The organism is Nocardioides ultimimeridianus (assembly GCF_054777895.1).
Genome location: NZ_BAAHAB010000013.1, coordinates 177,693 through 193,570, shown reverse-complemented (window position 1 = coordinate 193,570; position 15,878 = coordinate 177,693). Strand labels below are relative to the sequence as shown.

Sequence of the window (15,878 nt, the reverse complement as noted above, 5' to 3'; positions counted from 1 at the left end):
AGCTCTCTTCCTGGATCTGGTCGGGGTGCCGCTGACGCCCGGATCAGCGGTCGTCGACGGCTCGCCTGAGGTTGCGCAGGCGGTACTGCGTGAGGAGCGCGTAGGACAGGGCGATGAAGCAGACCAGCCCGCCCGCGAGGATGAGCAGGTTGGTGCTGACGAAGACCCCTGAGCGGGTCAAGGCGGCCGAGGAGAGCTGACCCTGGGGCGACATCGCCGTCGCGACGCCGGGCTGGCCGCCGGTGAGCACGGCGGCGTCCGGCGCGGGTTGCGCAGCGCCGCCCGCCGACCCGGCCGGTGGCGCGCCGCCGGCCGAGCCGAGGCCCGCACCGGAGCCCGCACCGGAGCCCGCACCGGAGCCCAGGCTCGTCGTCCCCGCCGCGCTCGCGGTCGGAAGGCTGCTTCCATCCGTGCCCCGCTGGGTCGTGGTCGGCGTCGTCGACGCGCCTGACCCGCCGGTGCCGCCGGTGCCGGCGGCCGGGGCGGTCGAGGTGATCGGGATGCTGGCGATCGCGCTCGGCGCCGAGCCCTGGAGGTAGCAGCTCAGGTCCTCGGCGATGTTGCCGAGCGCCGTCTTGTTGTCCGCGACGCCGTTGAACGCGACGGTCGCCGGGCTCGAGGAGGCCGTGTTCGGTGCCCGTCGCTCGTTCCGCGGCAACGTGAGGGTCAGCGCACCCGAGGCGTTCGCGGGCACGGTGAACGACTGGAGCGTGATCGGAGCACTGATGACGACGGGATCGGTCCACGGGAACGGCGACGTCTGCCAGCGGTTCGCCGCGACGTCCGTGGTCCGGCCGTTGGCCGTGGTGGCCACGGACAGGGTGTTCGAGTAGCCGTCGGCCTCGGTCTCACCGACCTGCTTGCCCTCCTGGTACGCCTTCTCCGGGAACTGGAGGGTGGCCGTCCCCGACAGGGAGATCGTCTGCCCCGGCGCGACCGAGACCGGCGCGGTGAGGGAGATGCGCAGCGTGACGTCGTACGTCTCCGAGGGCAGGCCCTTCGGTTTCGACTGGCAGACGTAGGCGCCCTGACCGACGACTGTGCGGGTCGCCGTCGCATGGGTCGGCACGCTCCAACCGGCTGTGCTGACCGTGATGAGTGCCGCTGACGCAGTGACGACGGCGCCGTTCCTGATCGATGCCTTCATGGTGAACTCCGATGTGGGTGGGCTGGGCTACGGGGCCGGCGGGCTGGTGATCGCCTTCAGCCGACGGCGCTGTACGACGGCGTACGCGACCGCCGCGGCGGGGAAGACGGCGATGAAGAGGGCCAGGATCCAGCCCGGGACGAACGTCTGGTGGGACACCGTCGGGCTGGGGATCGGTGCGCTCGCCAGCTCGGAGGTCTGAGTGATGTCGCCCGGCGAGCTGACAGGGGATGGGGCGTCGCCCGGTGCAGCGGACGCGATGTCCGGGGCCGGCGACGGATCGAGGGGCGCGGACCCGGCGACGTCGGGTTGCGACGTCCCTGCCGGCTGGGCAGCGGGTGCCGGCATACCGCCGGACGCCGGCGGGTCGGTGTCGGACACCGGCCCGGACGACGCGCTCGTCCCCGAGCCGGAGGACGTGGTGAGCGGGACCCGGGCGATCGTCGCGTGACTCCCGAGGTCGTCGGTCCAGCACGCGTAGTCGCGGGTGGGCATCAGCGGGCTGTCCTGCTTCACCTGGGAGGTGAAGGTGACCTTCGCCGGCGCCCCGACGAGCGTCGCGGCCGCGTCCTCGGCCGACGGCATGGTCACGGTCACCGCACCGGTGGCCGAGGCCGGGATGTCCAGGTCCGGGTAGGACACATCGGCGGTCAGCGTGAAGGGCGAGGTGATCCTGGCGGGCGTGCTGATCACCGACGTGGGCTTGAGATCGACCGTCCGGCCCGCGAACGTGACGACGAGGTCGAAGTCGGTCGCGGCGATGCTCGCGTTGTTGGCGAGCAGCAGCTGGGACTCCTGGCGGTCGGTCTCGGCAAGGGTGATGCCGAGGTTCCCACTCAGGGCGAGGGTGTCGCCCGGTCGCACGGACGCCGGCGGGCTGATGAGCGAGAACGTCACCGGCGTCGGTGCGGCCTGGGTGTCGTTGCGGTCCTTGCACTGGTACGACGCCGAGCCGCCCGCCGCGGGAGTGGGAGTCCCGGTCGCGTGCGCCGAGCCGGCCACCACGCCGGAGACCGCGACGGCGAGCGAGCACGTGCCCAGCAGCAGCGCGACTCGTGAGCAGATCCGCAGGTGGTCCTTCACAGCTTCCTCCTTCATGCCTGGGACAGCGCCCGGGACGGCGGGATGTACGACGCGCGCTCGACGGGCACGAGGGCCGCGATCCGCACGGCGACGACCGTCAGCACCACGACGATCGCGATCGGGAGCACCGGGACGACCACGTGCGGCGAGAGCCCGATGGTGTGGGCGACCACGCTGCCGGCGACGACACCGATCAACCCTCCGACCAGGACGCCGAAGCAGGCCGCGACGGTCGCCACCACGGTGAGGCGGATCGCCAGCATCCGCGTGAGGCTGGTGCGCTCCAGGCCGATCGCCCGCAGCATCGCGTGCGTCCGGGCGCGCTCGTTGACCGACAGTGCCGCGGTCGCGGCGGCGCCGATCACGGCGACCAGCACCGCGATCGCCAGGATCGCGATGGCGGCGGCGCGCGCCGTCGCGAAGGCGCTCTCCACCCGAAGGTCCAGGATGGTCGCGCCGCTCACCTGCAGCTGACCGCCCAGGATCGCGATGCCGGTGACCTGGTCGAGCACCCGGGCGCGGTCCGCGCCGGCCGCGAGCTTGAGCCACACCTCGTTGACCGAGGTCGGCCCGGAGACCTTCGCCAGGGTCGCGCGGCTCACCAGGGTCGGCACCGGCAGGTCGTCGACGTACCGGACATGCAGGCCCGCGACGCGACCGTGCGGGCCCACCAGCGCGACGGTCTGCCGGGCGTAGAAGGGCGGGAACCCGCTGGAGAGGATGTAGATCGTGTCGTTGCGCACCGCCGGCACCGGCGAGCCGAAGGGCAGCCCGGCAGCCATCTCCGCGGCGCTGCCGCCGGCGGTTCCGGTCGTCAGCACCACGTGGCCGTCGCTTCCGCGACCCCGCACCGAGATGCCGCTGCCGAAGGTGACGGGGACCGCCGCCGCCACTCCCGGCACCGCGGCGAGCGTCGTGACGGTCTGCTGCGCGATCGGCGCCCCCGTGACGAGACCGACCATGAGGTCCGGCGAGGTCGACCTGTCGAGGCGCGCGGACGTGGCCGCCTGGACCGAGGCCAGGCACACCATGGACATGGCGATCATCCCCACGGCCAGCGTCACGGCGACGGCCTCGATGGTCGCTGCGCGGGGACGTCGTACGACGTCGAGGAGGCCCAGCCGCCGATCCGCTCCGGACACCGCGGTCACCGCGAGCCGCGCGACCCCCATGAGGACGACGGCCAACAGCAGGAGGAAGCCGACGAGCATCGCGACCACACCGAGAGCGGTCGCCGGCCCGGAGCGGGAGTGGGCGCCGACCAGGGCGGCCACCGCTCCCCCGACGGCCACGAGCAGCGCCACCACGATGCGGAGCCTCGAGGGCGGGGCCGCGCGAGGGGCGGTCGCCTGCAGCGCGGCCGAGGGCGGGATGCGCGCCGCGAGCCAGGCCGGCACCACGGCACCGGCCGCTGCCAGCGCGAGGGCGACGCAGAGGGGAACCCAGACCGCGTATCCCGGCACGGTGAACGACGCCGAGCGCAGCGCCGGCAGACCCGGAACGAGCCCGACCAGCGGCGCCGCCGCGCGGGCCAGGCCGACGCCGCCCGCGACCCCGATGACGCCTCCCAGCAGGCCGACGAGCACCGCCTCACCACTGACCATGCCGGCGACATAGCGACGGTCCGCACCGACGCAACGGAGCAGGGCCCAGCTGCGTCGCCGGGCCGCGAGGCTGGCGCCGGCGGTGGTCATCGCGGTGACCGCCGCCACCAGGGAGGCGACACCGGCGAGCCCCGCCACCACGGCGTTCATGGCGTTGATCTGGGTCAGGGCGAGGCTCTTGTCCGCGTTGAGGATGTCGGAGGTCGTCTGCGGAAGGCCGCGCGGTGCGACCGCGTTGATCCGGTTGACCAGCTCCGACATGTCGGTTCCGGGGCGACCCTTGACCAGCAGCAGATTGGGCGCGGAGAGCCCGGACAGGTGCCGGACGGCGCCCGCCGGGGCGACGCCGTACATCGTGCGCTGGTACTGCAGCGCACCCCTGGTGTCGACGACGCCGACGACCCGGAAGATGAACCGTCCGATGCCGGGCTGGCTGATCGCCACCTGGTCGCCGAGCCGGATGCCCAGCTGGCCCAGGGTGTAGGAGGTCAGCCCGATCTCGTCGGAGCTCTGCGGTGGCCGGCCCGATGACCACCCCTGCCACCGGAAGGCGGGGTAGGTGCTCGGCGAGTCGAGGGTGAGGCCGCGGGTCACGTCACCGACCTGGGCGACGGCCACCGAGGTGTACGACGTGCCGTACGCCGCGACCTGGGGCAGCCGACCGATCTTGTGCTGGTCGGTCGCCGAGAACCCCTCGGCGCCCGCGCCGCCCGTGCTGACCGCGTCCTGCCCCGTGGCGACACCCGCCTTGTCGACCACGTCCACGCCGGCGTACTCGACCGTGAGGCCGGTGTTGATCGCGGTCCGCATGCTCGCGCCGAGCACGAAGGCGGTCGCGAGTGCTGCCGCGCCCAGGGCGATCGTGCTCACGGCCACCACGGCGCGGGCGGGCCTTCGACGTACGTCGGCGAGCGCCACGTGCCCGAGCACGCGCAGGATCACGTCCCGGCGCGACGGCGCGGACCGCCCCGGGCTCATCGCGTTCCGTCCAGCGGTCCCATCGCGTGCGCCGGCGCCGTGCGTGCGCGCACCAGCGACAGCCGGCCGGCCGCCATGCGGTAGACCTTGTCGCCCGCCTGCTCCACCTTGGGGTCGTGGCTGATCGCGACGACGGCGTGCCCGTGCTCGTGGGCCACCTCCAGCATCGTCGCGATCATCTGGTCGCCCGACCGCGGATCGAGTGACGCCGTCGGCTCGTCGGCGAAGACGACCTCGGGATCCGACATCAGCGCCCGAACGACGGCGATGCGCTGCTGCTGTCCTCCCGAGAGCTGGGTCGGGTAGTGGTCCAGACGGTCCACCAGCCCGAGCGATGCGGCCAGGTGCTCCATCCGCGCCTGGTCGACCTTCCTCCCGTCGAGCTGCAGGGGCAGGCCGATGTTCTCCCGCGCGGTGAGCGAGTCGATGAGGTTGAAGGACTGGAACACGAAGCCCAGTCGGCGCCGGCGCATCCGGGAGAGCGTCCGGTCACCACCCTTGGTGATGTCCTGATCGCCGATGAAGACCACGCCGCTGTCGGGCCGGTCGAGTCCCGCGAGGACCTGCAGCAGGGTCGACTTGCCCGAGCCGGAGGGACCGGCGATGACGGTGAGCTCACCGCGGTGGACGTCGAGGTCGACGTCGTCGAGCGCATTGAACCGCGAGCCGTCGGGTGCGGTGTAGGTGCGGATCAGGCCGCGCGCCACGACGATGGCGTCGCCCGCCGCCTGGTCCGCATGCTCCGGGACGAGTGGCAGGATCGCGGTCCGGTCCCTGTCGTGCCTGTCGGCGTTCGCCACCGAGGACCGGTTGTCCGATCGGATCATCTGGTGAGGTCTCCTGTTCCAGCGGTGGGGGTTCTGAGCGCCCAGGGAGCGGGCCGGTCCGGTGTCGTCGTCGAGACGGGTCGGGTCAGTACTTGATGACCGAGCGGATGCCGATGCCGCGCTTCATCTCGTCGTAGCCGTCATTGATCTCCTCGAGACCGATCACCCGCGTGACCAGGCCATCGAGGTCGATGCGCTGGTGCATGTAGTGGTCGACGAGCTGCGGGAAGTCGATGGAAGGACGGCTCGATCCGTAGTTCGAGCCGATCAGCTTGAGCTCGGAGTCCGACATCACGAACGGGTCGATGGTGATCGTGAGGCCGTCCGGCACCTGGCCGGCCACGATGGCCCGCCCGCCCCGCGCGAGGGAGGAGTACGCCGCCTCGATCGTCCTGGGCAGGCCGATCGCCTCGATGGCGACCTCGACACCACGCCCGCCGGTGAGTGCCGCGACCCGCGTGGCGAGGTCCTCGGTCGCGGAGTTGATGACCTCGGTGGCACCGAAGTGGCGGGCCTGCTCGAGGCGCTCGTCGGACAGGTCGACGGCGATGATCGTGCGGGCGCCGACCAGACGTGCGCCCTGGATCGCGTTGAGGCCCACGCCGCCACAGCCGAGGACCAGCACGGTCTCGTCGGGTCGGACGTTGGCGGTGTTGATCGCGGCGCCGACCCCGGTGGTGACGGCGCAGCCGACCAGCGAGGCCTGCTCGAAGGGGGCGTCCCGACGTACCGGGATGGCGCCCGACTCGGGCACCATCGCGTACTCGCCGAAGGTGCCCGTGCCCGCGAAGCTGTGGATCTCCTCGCCGTCCAGGGTGGTGATGCGCGTCCGGCCGTCGAAGGACAGGTGGTTGGCGGAGTGCTCGGCGACCTTGTCGCACAGGACCGGCCGGCCGCTCACGCAGTAGCGGCAGCGGCGGCAGGGCGGCGTCCAGGTGAGGATGACGTGGTCACCGACGGCCACGTCGGTCACGCCCTCGCCGATCGCCTCGACGATGCCGGCGCCCTCGTGACCGAGGATCATCGGCGTCGGGACCTCCCACTCCCCGACCACGACGTGCAGGTCGCTGTGGCACAGCCCGCTGGCCTTCATCCGGACGAGCACGTCGCCGGGCGGAGGGGTCGAGGGGATGCGGACCGTCTCGATGCTCATCGGCTCGTGGGGACTGCGGAAGACGGCGGCCTTGAATTCGATCGTCATGATGCTGCCTTTCAGTGGGCGACGCGGATGAGCTTCTTGTTGGCGAACTCCTCGATCCCGAACCGACCGAGCTCGCGGCCCGAACCGGACCGCTTGATGCCACCGAAGGGCAGCTCGACGCCGTCGAGACCGACGCCGTTCACGAAGACCATGCCGGCCTCGATCCGGTTCGCGACCCGGATCGCCTGGTCGGCGTCGGTGGTGAAGACGTAGGAGCCGAGGCCGAAGGCGGTGTCGTTCGCCAGCGCGATCGCCTCGTCCTCGGACGAGGCGCGGTAGACCGTGGCCACCGGGCCGAAGAGCTCCTCCCGGGCCGAGGGCGAGGACGGCGACAGGTCGGAGAGGACGGCGGGCGGGAAGTGGGCGCCCTCGCGCTGGCCCGCGGTCACCAGCTTGGCCCCGTCGGCGACGGCTCGCTGGACCTGCTGCTCCAGACGCTCCGCGGCAGCTGCCGACGACAGCGGGGCCAGCCCGTCCGCGCGCTCCAGGACACCTCGGGTGAAGGCGTCCAGGAAGGCGTCATAGAGGTCGTCGGCGACGATGAACCGCTTGCCGGCGTTGCACGCCTGACCGGCGTTCTCCAGCCGCGCGTCGAGAGCGGCCTGGACGGTGGCATCGAGGTCGTCGGTGGAGAGGAGCACGAACGGGTCCGACCCGCCGAGCTCGAGCACCACCTTCTTCAGGTTGCGGCCCGCGGTCTCCGCGATCGCCGCACCGGCGCGCTCGGAGCCGGTGAAGGAGACGCCCTGGATCCGCGGGTCCGCGATCATGTCGGCGACCTGCCCGTTGGTGGCATAGACGTTGACGTAGGCACCCTCCGGGAAGCCGGCGTCGGCGAAGAGCTGCTCCAGGGCAGCGGCGGACTGAGGGCACTGCGGGGCGTGCTTGAGGACGATGGTGTTGCCGAGTGCGAGGTTGGGGGCGGCGAACCGCGCCACCTGGTAGTAGGGGTAGTTCCAGGGCATGACGCCGAGAAGCGGGCCGATGGCCTGGCGGCGGATGAGCGCGTGGCCCTCGCCGTCCAACAGTTCGATCGGCTCGTCGGCGAGGAACCTCTCGGCGTTGTCGGCGTAGTAGCTGTAGATCGCGGCGCTGAACTCGACCTCGCCGACCGCCTGGTCCAGCGGCTTCCCCATCTCGCGGGCGATGATCCGCGCCAGCTCGTGGCTGCGGGCCTCGTGCAGGGCGGCGACCTGGCGCAGAAGCGAGCTCCGCTGCTCGATCGTGGAGCCGGCCGACCAGCCCCGGAAGGCCTCGGTGGCCGCGGCGAGGGCGGCGTCCACGACCTCATCGGTCGCCCTCGGGTACTCCCGCACGACGACGCCGGTCGCGGGATCGGTGACGGCGTACCTCTCGCTGCTCATGGGCTTCCTCTCGTGATGCTGCCGGGTCCGCGGGGGCGGGCTCGTGTGGCGAACGAATGTTCGTTAGTATGTGAGAGGGAGCGCAGGCCGTCAAGAGGCAGATCGCCCCGACCATCCGACGGTCCGCTCCCGGCGGGCCGTAGCCTGTGCTCGATCGAGGGCCACCTGGAGGACAAGATGACGAGCACGCAGCGCCGACCGCCCGCCTCCGAGCGCCGGGAGAAGGCGGACGCGAGCCTCGACCGCGTCTTCGATCTCGACAACCCCCGCGAGCGGATCCTCGCGGCAGCGATCACGACCGTGGCGGAGCGCGGATTCGGCGGGCTCACCGTCAAGGAGGTCGCCCACGCCGCGGGCATCAAGGCGCCCGGCCTCTACAGCCACTTCCCCTCGCGGGACGCGATCCTCACCGAGGCCGTGTCCCGCGTGCTCACCGACTTCATGGACGCCATCTCCGCAGTGGCGGAGGACGACGCCGAGGCGGCCCTGCGGGAGACCATCCGACGCCACGTGCTCTACCAGATCGAGAACATGCAGATCGCGCGCGTGGCCGACCTCGTCCTGAACACCGCGACCGCCGGCCACTTCCTCTCCTCCGAGGAGTACGACTCACTGCTCGCCGTGCAGCGCTCCCACATCGCGCTGCTCTCCGCCCGGGCGGCCGCCTTCGCGCCCCACCTGCCCTCGAGCGAGGTCGACGTCGCCTCGCTCGCCATCGTCGCCATGTGCGATCGGGTCGCGAACTGGTTCAGCGCCGACGGGACGTACGACGCCGAGGAGCTCGCCGACCTGCACTGGCGGATGGCGCGCTCGATGCTCGCCGGCTGATCCTCTCCACCGCCGGTGTCACGGAGATCCGTTGACACCGTCCGGACGCGCGACTAGCGTCCAACGAACAAACATTCGTTCGCTGTCACGAAGAGGTCCGCCCATGAGCACCGATGAAGACCTGAACCTGCAGCGGCTCGGCTACACCCAGAAGCTCGACCGGGCCGTGACCCCCTTCGCCTCCTTCTGCGTCGGATTCGCGGTGATCAGCGCGACGACCGCCGTGTACGCCGGCTTCGGCTTCGGTCTCAGCAAGGCCGGGCCGGCGTTCGTCTGGACCGTGCCGGTCGTCTTCGCCGTCTTCGCGCTCTGGGCGGTGATCGCGGCGGACCTCGCCGTCAAGCTCCCCCTGGCCGGCTACGCCTACCAGTGGACCAGTCGACTCGTGTCGCCCGGCCTCGGCTGGTTCACCGGCTACCTGGGACTGATCGGGTTCATCTCCGGGTTCACCGGTGTCGCGTACACCTTCTCGCTGTACTTCGCGGGGCTCATCGGATGGGACGCGAGCACTCCCCAGCTGGTCGGCACCACCGCCGCGGTGCTGCTGGTCTGCGTCCTGATCAACGTGTACGGCATCCGTCTCGCGACCGCGATCAACAACCTCGGCGTACTCCTCGAGATCGTGCTGACCGTCGGGATCACCGCGTTCGTGCTCGTCTACGTGGTGCTCGTCAAGCACCACGGCCAGGCGGTCCACTACCTGACCACCCACGAAGGAGTCAGCTCACCCTTCGTCTGGGCATGGCTGGTCTCGAGCCTCGGCACGATCTTCGGTCTGCTCGGCGTCGAGGCCGGGGCGGACATCGCGGAGGAGACCAAGCAGGCGCGCCGCGTCATCCCGCGGACCATGTTCATGGCACTGGGGACGGCCGCCGTGATCGAGTTCTTCATGTACCTGACGTTCCTGCTCGCGACCGGGAACCCGAGCGACGTGAACAGCAGCGCGACGCCGATCCAGGAGATCATCGCCACCCAGATCTCACCGCGCTTCGCGGACCTCGTTGTCGCGATCGCGCTGACCAACATCCTGGTCTGCGTGCTGGCGAACATGCTGGTCGCCACGCGTCTGCTGTACGCCATGTCGCGGGACAACATGACTCCCCTCGCCCGGGTCTTCGGCACCGTGTCCGCCCGGCACAAGGTCCCGATCGCGGCGGTCTGGGGCGTCGGTGCCATCGCCGGCTTCTTCCTGATCACGGCGCTCTTCAGCGAGACCGCGTTCGCCTACATCCTCGGCATGGCCTCGATCGGCTACTTCGGGGTCTACATACTCACCACGATCGGGATGCTGGTGGCCGACGCTCGCGGCACGTTCCCACCGTCCGAGGCCGGCTTCTTCGACCTCGGTCGCCTCCGTCGACCCATCCACATCGTCGGCCTGGTGGCGTTCACGGCGGTGATGGCCGCGCTGGTACTGCTTCCGGACTTCCGGCCGAACGTCAAGCCGCTGCTGCTGTTGCTCGCCCTCGGATTCGCCTGGTGGCTGCTGGTGCTGCGCAAGCGGATCGCCGTCGGCGATGCGGGGCCGCGCGCCCGTGCCGATGCCGTCGCCTCCGAGCCGGCGACGCTGCCCTGATCGGAGTCGCCCCGGCGAGATCCGGGCCTCAACACCGCTGACCGCGGTTGTCGAGGATCACGACGCGTCCCTCCGCCCGGGCCAGCTGCAACCCCGCAGCGGCCTGGGCGGCCAGGTCGCAGACCATGTCGTGCGGGACGTAGATGGCCGCGCCGACGCTCGCCGTCACGAAGCAGGTCTCGGGATAGCCGCGTCCGGAGCCCAGGACGATCGGCGGGGACAGCTCGAACAGCAGCCGGCCGATCAGTGCGCGGAGCGTCGCCGCGTCGAGGTCGCCCGACGCGATGATGCCGAACAGCGACGGGCCCAGCCGCGCGACGCTGTCGTGGGCACGGACGGTCGCGGTCAGCCGCCGCGCGATCTCGACGTCGACGACCTCGGGCGAGACCGGGAGGCGGCCGCCCCGTTCGGGTTCGATGGTGTCGATACCGACGTGCATGAGGGCGACCGGTTCGTGGGTCCGTTGCGCGTGCTTCACCGCCACGTCGAGCCGGTCGCGGAACAGGTCGGGCCCTGGCAGACCGGTGGCGGCGTCGCGCATCTCGATCGCCTCCATCACACGAGCTCCGGGTCGAGGGAGTCCGGGCCCGCGGCGGTCCCCCGGGCGACCTGTCGCTCCTCGAGCACCTGGACCGGGCAGCCCGCGGTGCGGATCACCGCACGGCCGGTGCTGCCCAGGTGTCCCGAGGGGATCCCGTGGTGGCGCCGCACCAGGACGAGCAGGTCGACCTGCCGCGAGACGTCCTCGAGGACGCGTGCCGGTCGGCCGCGGATGAGCCGGATCGCCACGCCGGCGGAAGAACGGTCGACCCCCGCTCTCTCGAGCAGTCGCTCGAAGCGGGCACGCGAGCCGGCGTGCCCGGATCCGGCGCCGGGCCGGGTGGCGACGACGTCGGCGTAGGTCATCGGCAGCTCCCAGGCATGGACGACGTCCAGCGCCGCGTCGCGGTCAGCCGCGATCCGGAACGCCTGCCGTACCGCGTCCTCGGCTCCCTCCGGGTCCCGGACGGCGATCGCCACGCGGCCGTGGCGCACGCCGGCACGCCACGTATCCGGCACCACCACGAGGGGCACCGGTGCGATCCCGGCGAGAGCGGCGACCACTGAGCCGGTGAGCGCCCGCTCGGCCACGGTGCGCCGATGGTGACCGACGACGACGGCCGAGGCGCCGGAGCTGGCGTCGGCGAGTGCCCCCGCGGCGGGGCCGTCCAGGACCCGCGTCCGCACGTCCCAGCCGTCGCCGGCGACCTCGCGCGCCACGGTGCGCGCGTGGTTGAGCATCCGGGTGCTGATGACGCGGTGGTCCGGCGTGCTCACGCGGTACGCCGCCGCCAGCCCGAGCCCGAGCGGACCGAGCTGGGGGGCGGCGTGCACGAGCTCCAGCGCGACGCCGGTCCGCCGGGCCTCCGCCGCGGCGTACCGGACGGCGACGAGCGCGGCGTCGCTGCCGTCGACCCCCACCACGATCCGTGACCCACTCCTCACGGCGCACCCGGCCCGGGCTGGTGAGCGGGCACGCGGCACACCGAGCCGACGGCCTCGGGGCGCGCGAGCAGTGACATGGGGGCTCCTGGGGGGGCGTGGCGGGACTTCACCACTCCACCTCCAGCGGCGCCGCACCGCGAGGGCCCCGAGACCGTCGAGGAGCGGGACCTTCGCCTCTGCTTCACCGCGGCCGCACACGGTGGGCTGGGACCGAGATCCCGATCAAGGAGGAACCGCCATGAAGGCCGCTGTCGTCACCGGGTTCGACGCCCCGCTCACCATCGAGGAGCGCCCGATCCCCCAGCCCGGTCCGGGCCAGGTCCTCGTGCGGATGGAGACGTGCGGGCTGTGCCACACCGACATCCACGCCGCCCACGGGGACTGGCCGGTCAAGCCGGTCACCCCGTTCGTGCCCGGTCACGAGGGTGTCGGCATCGTCACCGCCCTCGGCGCGGGCGTCACCCACCGCCACCTCGGCGACCGGGTCGCCATCGCCTGGTTGGGGCACGCGTGCGGGCATTGCGACCACTGCATCAGCGGCTGGGAGACCCTCTGCGAGTGCCAGCGCAACAGCGGCTACTCGGTGGACGGTGCTTTCGCCGAGTACGCCGTCGCCGACGCCGACTACGTCGTCCCGGTGCCCGCCGGCGTCTCGTCGTTCGACGCCGCCCCCCTGACCTGCGCCGGCGTCACGACGTACAAGGCCGTCAAGGTGGCCCGGATCGTCCCGGGCGAGCGAGTGGCGGTGTTCGGCATCGGAGGACTCGGCCACCTCGCCGTCCAGTACGCCCGCCTCGTGGGCGCCGAGGTCATCGCGGTCGACGTCACCTCCGAGAAGCTCGCGATGGCACGCGAGCTCGGCGCGGACCACGTGGTCAACGCCAGGACCGAGGACCCGGTCGCGGCCATCGCCGAGCTCGGTGGTGCCGACGTCGCCGTCGCGCTGGCGGTGGACCCGCACTCGTTCGAGCAGGCCTTCTCCTCGCTGCGCCGCGGAGGCCGCCTGGTCTGCGTCGCGCTTCCCCCGGAGGCCGCCGGCCCCCTGCACCTGCCGATCTTCGAGCTCGTGCTCAAGGGGATCTCGGTGATCGGCTCGATCGTGGGCACGCGCGAGGACCTGGCCGAGGTGTTCCGCCTGCACGCGCTGGGCCGGACGACCGTCATCGCCGAGCCCCGCAGGCTCGACGACGCCAACGAGGCCATCGACGAGGTGCTGCACGGGAGCACGACCGCACGCCTGGTGTTCGAGTTCTGAGGCTGGAGGCGGTCACGATGATGTACGGCTACTACGGCCCGCACGCAGGGACCGGGGCATGGCTGGCGATGGCGGTGGTCGACCTCGGGTTCTGGGTGCTGCTCGTCGCCGTCATCGTCGGAGTGGTCCGGTCCGTGACGGCCAGGGGTCTCCACCACCCGGGCCGGGTGACGCCGAGCGAGGTGCTGGCCGAGCGCTTCGCCCGCGGCGAGATCGATGCCGAGGAGTACGTCGCCCGGCTGCGCGTCCTCGAGGGCCGGGAGCCCTGACATGGGCCTCGCCGCCCTGGTCGCTGTCGAGCGACATGCAGTGATCGTCGCGGGCGTGATCGCAGCCGGCCTCGAGCACGGAGGCGTCGCCACCCGGGTGCGCTGCCTGGACGGCCCGGCGTCGACGGCCCCGCAGGGCGCCGACCTGGTCGTGCTCGGTGCTCGGATCGGCGCGTACCGCTCGCGCGACGGCGGCGCTGTCCGTTCGTGGCTGACCGGCCGGCGTCCGGAGTCCGCGGCCCAGCTGGCCGCCCTGTTCGACGTACGGATCGGTGCCGTGGAGGAGGCCGGGAGCGACCGCGCAGCGCGCGACCTCCTGGTGGCGCACGGCTTCCGTCTGGCCCTCCCCCACGCCGGGTTCTCGGTGGCGGACCTGGCCGGGCGCCCCGGGCAGGACGAGGCCCTGAGGGCGCTGCGCTGGGGTACGGCGCTGGCGGCGATGGCCTACGAGTGCCACGCTGCCCAGGCATCTCGGGACCTTCGACCCTCCACGCGCGTCCGCGCAGCGGCGATGCTCGTCACGAGCCAAGGAGGATCAGGATGCCGGACCCCACCGACCACCGCCGCACCCGACAGGATCTCGCTGACCGGCTGATCCTGGAGTACGCCGGAGCCGTTCCCGCCGGCCAGGTCCTCGCGATCGTCGTGCGGACCGACCGCCTGCTGCGGACCTGCCACCCCGAGGCCTCCCGCGGTGCCGCGCTGTGCGAGGAGCTGGTGCGTCACCAGCTCGCCGAACACATCGCCGGGCGGCGAGGAGCAGCGCTGGCGCTCTCCTCTTGAGGCGTCGCCACGTCCCGGCGGCCACGGCGCCGTCCGGCACCCTTCCGGCCCACGACCGCTCAGGTCCGGCGCTCCGCGGCCGATGGACACCACAGGCAACGACGGACGGCAGACCCATGGCATCGCTGGAACGCACCCGCTCGGCGCCCACCGGCGCGCGCGAGCTCGAGCGCGCGGACCAGCAGGCCATCTTGGACAACCTGCCCGCGATGATCGCCTACTGGGACCAGGACCTGCGCAACCGGCTGGCCAACAAGGTCTACGTGGAGTACTTCGGCATGACCCCGGAGGAGATCTTCGGGCGCCACATCAGCGAGCTGCTCGGACCGGAGCTCTACCGGCAGAACCTGCCGTACCTGCAGCGGGCACTCGCCGGTCAACGGCAGGAGTTCGACCGCGAGATCCCCACGCCGAACGGCCCGCGGTACACCCAGGCGCTGTACCTGCCGGACATCCATGAGGGCGAGGTGCGCGGCATCTTCGTGCTCGTCACCGACATCAGCGCCCGGCGGCGTGCCGAGGTCGCCCTGACCAACGCGGAGGCGCGCTTCCGCACGTTGTTCGAGGCCGCTCCGTCCGCGACCCTGATGACCGACCTGGCGGGCACGGTCGTCGCCGCCAACCGGGCCGCCGGCCGGCTCTTCGGGTACGACGTCGCCACGCTCGAGGGCATGAAGGCGGCCGATCTGATCCATCCCGAGGACGTCGACTCCTCGGTCGCGATTCGCCAGCAGCTCTTCGACGGCGAGCTGACGCACTTCTCCGAGGAGCGCCACTACCGGCATGCGCTCGGGCACGACATCTGGGCGCAGGCCGATGTCACCCTGGTGCACGGCATCGCCGCCGACGACGACGCGCCGTACCTCCTCGCTCAGCTGCAGGACACCAGTGTGCGCAAGACCTACGAGCGCGAGCTCGAGCTGATGGCCCACCACGACCACCTCACCGGCGTACTGAACCGACGCGGGCTGACCCACGAGCTGGCGCGGTACGCCGAGCTCCCCACCCGGCGCGGGAAGCCGGGCGCCGTCCTGATCTGCGACCTCGACAGGTTCAAGGAGGTCAACGACGAGCTCGGCCACGCCGCAGGCGACGAGCTGCTGGTCCACGTGGCCCGGGTCCTGGAGCACTGCGTCCGCTCCGGCGACGTCGTCGGCCGCCTGGGCGGTGACGAGTTCGCCGTGCTCCTCCCCGGCATCGACCTGGCCGGCGCGCACGCCGCGGCCCGCAAGATCGAGCGCCGCCTGGCGAGCAGCGCTTCCGGTCAGCCCTGGTCGCACCTGGGGGTGTCGGTGTCCATCGGCGCCGCCGAGTTCCGGGCGGACCGGACCGTCGACCAGGTGCTCGGCGACGCGGACCGGGCCATGTACGCGCGCAAGGCGCAGCTCGGCTCCGGGCCGCGCACCCCGACCGACCCGACCCTCACCCGGCGGCGCAACCGCAGCTCGTAGCCGGAACACCCGTCACAGGAGGGACGT

15 protein-coding genes are annotated in these 15,878 nt (G+C 72.0%); 7 read left to right on the top strand and 8 right to left on the bottom strand.

The window, feature by feature from the left end; all coding sequences use genetic code 11:
- Window positions 1-43: 43 nt before the first annotated feature.
- The 6 genes from ACYU8V_RS14250 to ACYU8V_RS14225 all read right to left on the bottom strand — a co-directional run bounded on the left by ACYU8V_RS14250 (window position 44) and on the right by ACYU8V_RS14225 (window position 8,204).
- Complete coding sequence (locus tag ACYU8V_RS14250) at window positions 44-1,147, bottom strand: DUF6801 domain-containing protein (RefSeq protein ID WP_460848267.1); 1,104 nt, start codon at window positions 1,145-1,147, stop codon at window positions 44-46.
- Between the two features lie 27 nt (window positions 1,148-1,174).
- Entirely contained in the window at window positions 1,175-2,230 is a 1,056-nt protein-coding gene (locus ACYU8V_RS14245) for a hypothetical protein (protein ID WP_460848265.1), read from the bottom strand.
- An 11-nt stretch (window positions 2,231-2,241) separates the two neighbouring features.
- On the bottom strand, window positions 2,242-4,812 hold the full coding sequence (locus ACYU8V_RS14240; protein WP_460848262.1) for an FtsX-like permease family protein: 2,571 nt from the start codon (window positions 4,810-4,812) through the stop codon (window positions 2,242-2,244).
- Window positions 4,809-5,639 (bottom strand): ABC transporter ATP-binding protein, encoded by an 831-nt coding sequence (locus ACYU8V_RS14235; protein ID WP_460848261.1) that lies wholly within the window; start codon window positions 5,637-5,639, stop codon window positions 4,809-4,811. The genes ACYU8V_RS14240 and ACYU8V_RS14235 overlap by 4 nt, the downstream gene beginning before the upstream one ends.
- 85 nt (window positions 5,640-5,724) lie before the next feature.
- A complete protein-coding gene (locus tag ACYU8V_RS14230) occupies window positions 5,725-6,840 on the bottom strand; it encodes a Zn-dependent alcohol dehydrogenase (protein ID WP_460848259.1) in 1,116 nt (371 codons plus the stop codon).
- An 11-nt stretch (window positions 6,841-6,851) separates the two neighbouring features.
- On the bottom strand, window positions 6,852-8,204 hold the full coding sequence (locus ACYU8V_RS14225) for an aldehyde dehydrogenase family protein (RefSeq protein ID WP_460848258.1): 1,353 nt from the start codon (window positions 8,202-8,204) through the stop codon (window positions 6,852-6,854).
- A 177-nt stretch (window positions 8,205-8,381) separates the two neighbouring features.
- Here ACYU8V_RS14225 and ACYU8V_RS14220 point away from each other — a divergent pair, with 177 nt between their 5' ends.
- Entirely contained in the window at window positions 8,382-9,032 is a 651-nt protein-coding gene (locus ACYU8V_RS14220; protein ID WP_460848257.1) for a TetR/AcrR family transcriptional regulator, read from the top strand.
- Between the two features lie 103 nt (window positions 9,033-9,135).
- Window positions 9,136-10,608, top strand: coding sequence for an amino acid permease (locus ACYU8V_RS14215; RefSeq protein WP_460848255.1), 1,473 nt, complete (start codon window positions 9,136-9,138; stop codon window positions 10,606-10,608).
- A 28-nt stretch (window positions 10,609-10,636) separates the two neighbouring features.
- Here ACYU8V_RS14215 and ACYU8V_RS14210 read toward each other — a convergent pair whose 3' ends face one another.
- Both ACYU8V_RS14210 and ACYU8V_RS14205 read right to left on the bottom strand, forming a co-directional pair.
- Complete coding sequence (locus ACYU8V_RS14210) at window positions 10,637-11,164, bottom strand: diguanylate cyclase domain-containing protein (RefSeq protein ID WP_460848252.1); 528 nt, start codon at window positions 11,162-11,164, stop codon at window positions 10,637-10,639.
- A complete protein-coding gene (locus ACYU8V_RS14205; protein ID WP_460848251.1) occupies window positions 11,164-12,072 on the bottom strand; it encodes a universal stress protein in 909 nt (302 codons plus the stop codon). Before ACYU8V_RS14205 ends, ACYU8V_RS14210 begins: the two co-directional genes overlap by 1 nt.
- A gap of 259 nt (window positions 12,073-12,331) precedes the next feature.
- Between ACYU8V_RS14205 and adhP the strand changes: the two genes are divergently transcribed.
- From adhP to ACYU8V_RS14180, 5 genes are all read left to right on the top strand, one after another.
- A complete protein-coding gene (gene adhP, locus ACYU8V_RS14200) occupies window positions 12,332-13,348 on the top strand; it encodes an alcohol dehydrogenase AdhP (RefSeq protein ID WP_460848249.1) in 1,017 nt (338 codons plus the stop codon).
- A gap of 17 nt (window positions 13,349-13,365) precedes the next feature.
- Entirely contained in the window at window positions 13,366-13,617 is a 252-nt protein-coding gene (locus ACYU8V_RS14195; RefSeq protein ID WP_460848247.1) for an SHOCT domain-containing protein, read from the top strand.
- Between the two features lies 1 nt (window position 13,618).
- Complete coding sequence (locus tag ACYU8V_RS14190; RefSeq protein WP_460848246.1) at window positions 13,619-14,212, top strand: hypothetical protein; 594 nt, start codon at window positions 13,619-13,621, stop codon at window positions 14,210-14,212.
- Window positions 14,158-14,400 (top strand): hypothetical protein, encoded by a 243-nt coding sequence (locus ACYU8V_RS14185; RefSeq protein ID WP_460848244.1) that lies wholly within the window; start codon window positions 14,158-14,160, stop codon window positions 14,398-14,400. Before ACYU8V_RS14190 ends, ACYU8V_RS14185 begins: the two co-directional genes overlap by 55 nt.
- A 116-nt stretch (window positions 14,401-14,516) precedes the next feature.
- Entirely contained in the window at window positions 14,517-15,851 is a 1,335-nt protein-coding gene (locus tag ACYU8V_RS14180; RefSeq protein WP_460848242.1) for a sensor domain-containing diguanylate cyclase, read from the top strand.
- Window positions 15,852-15,878 lie beyond the last annotated feature (27 nt).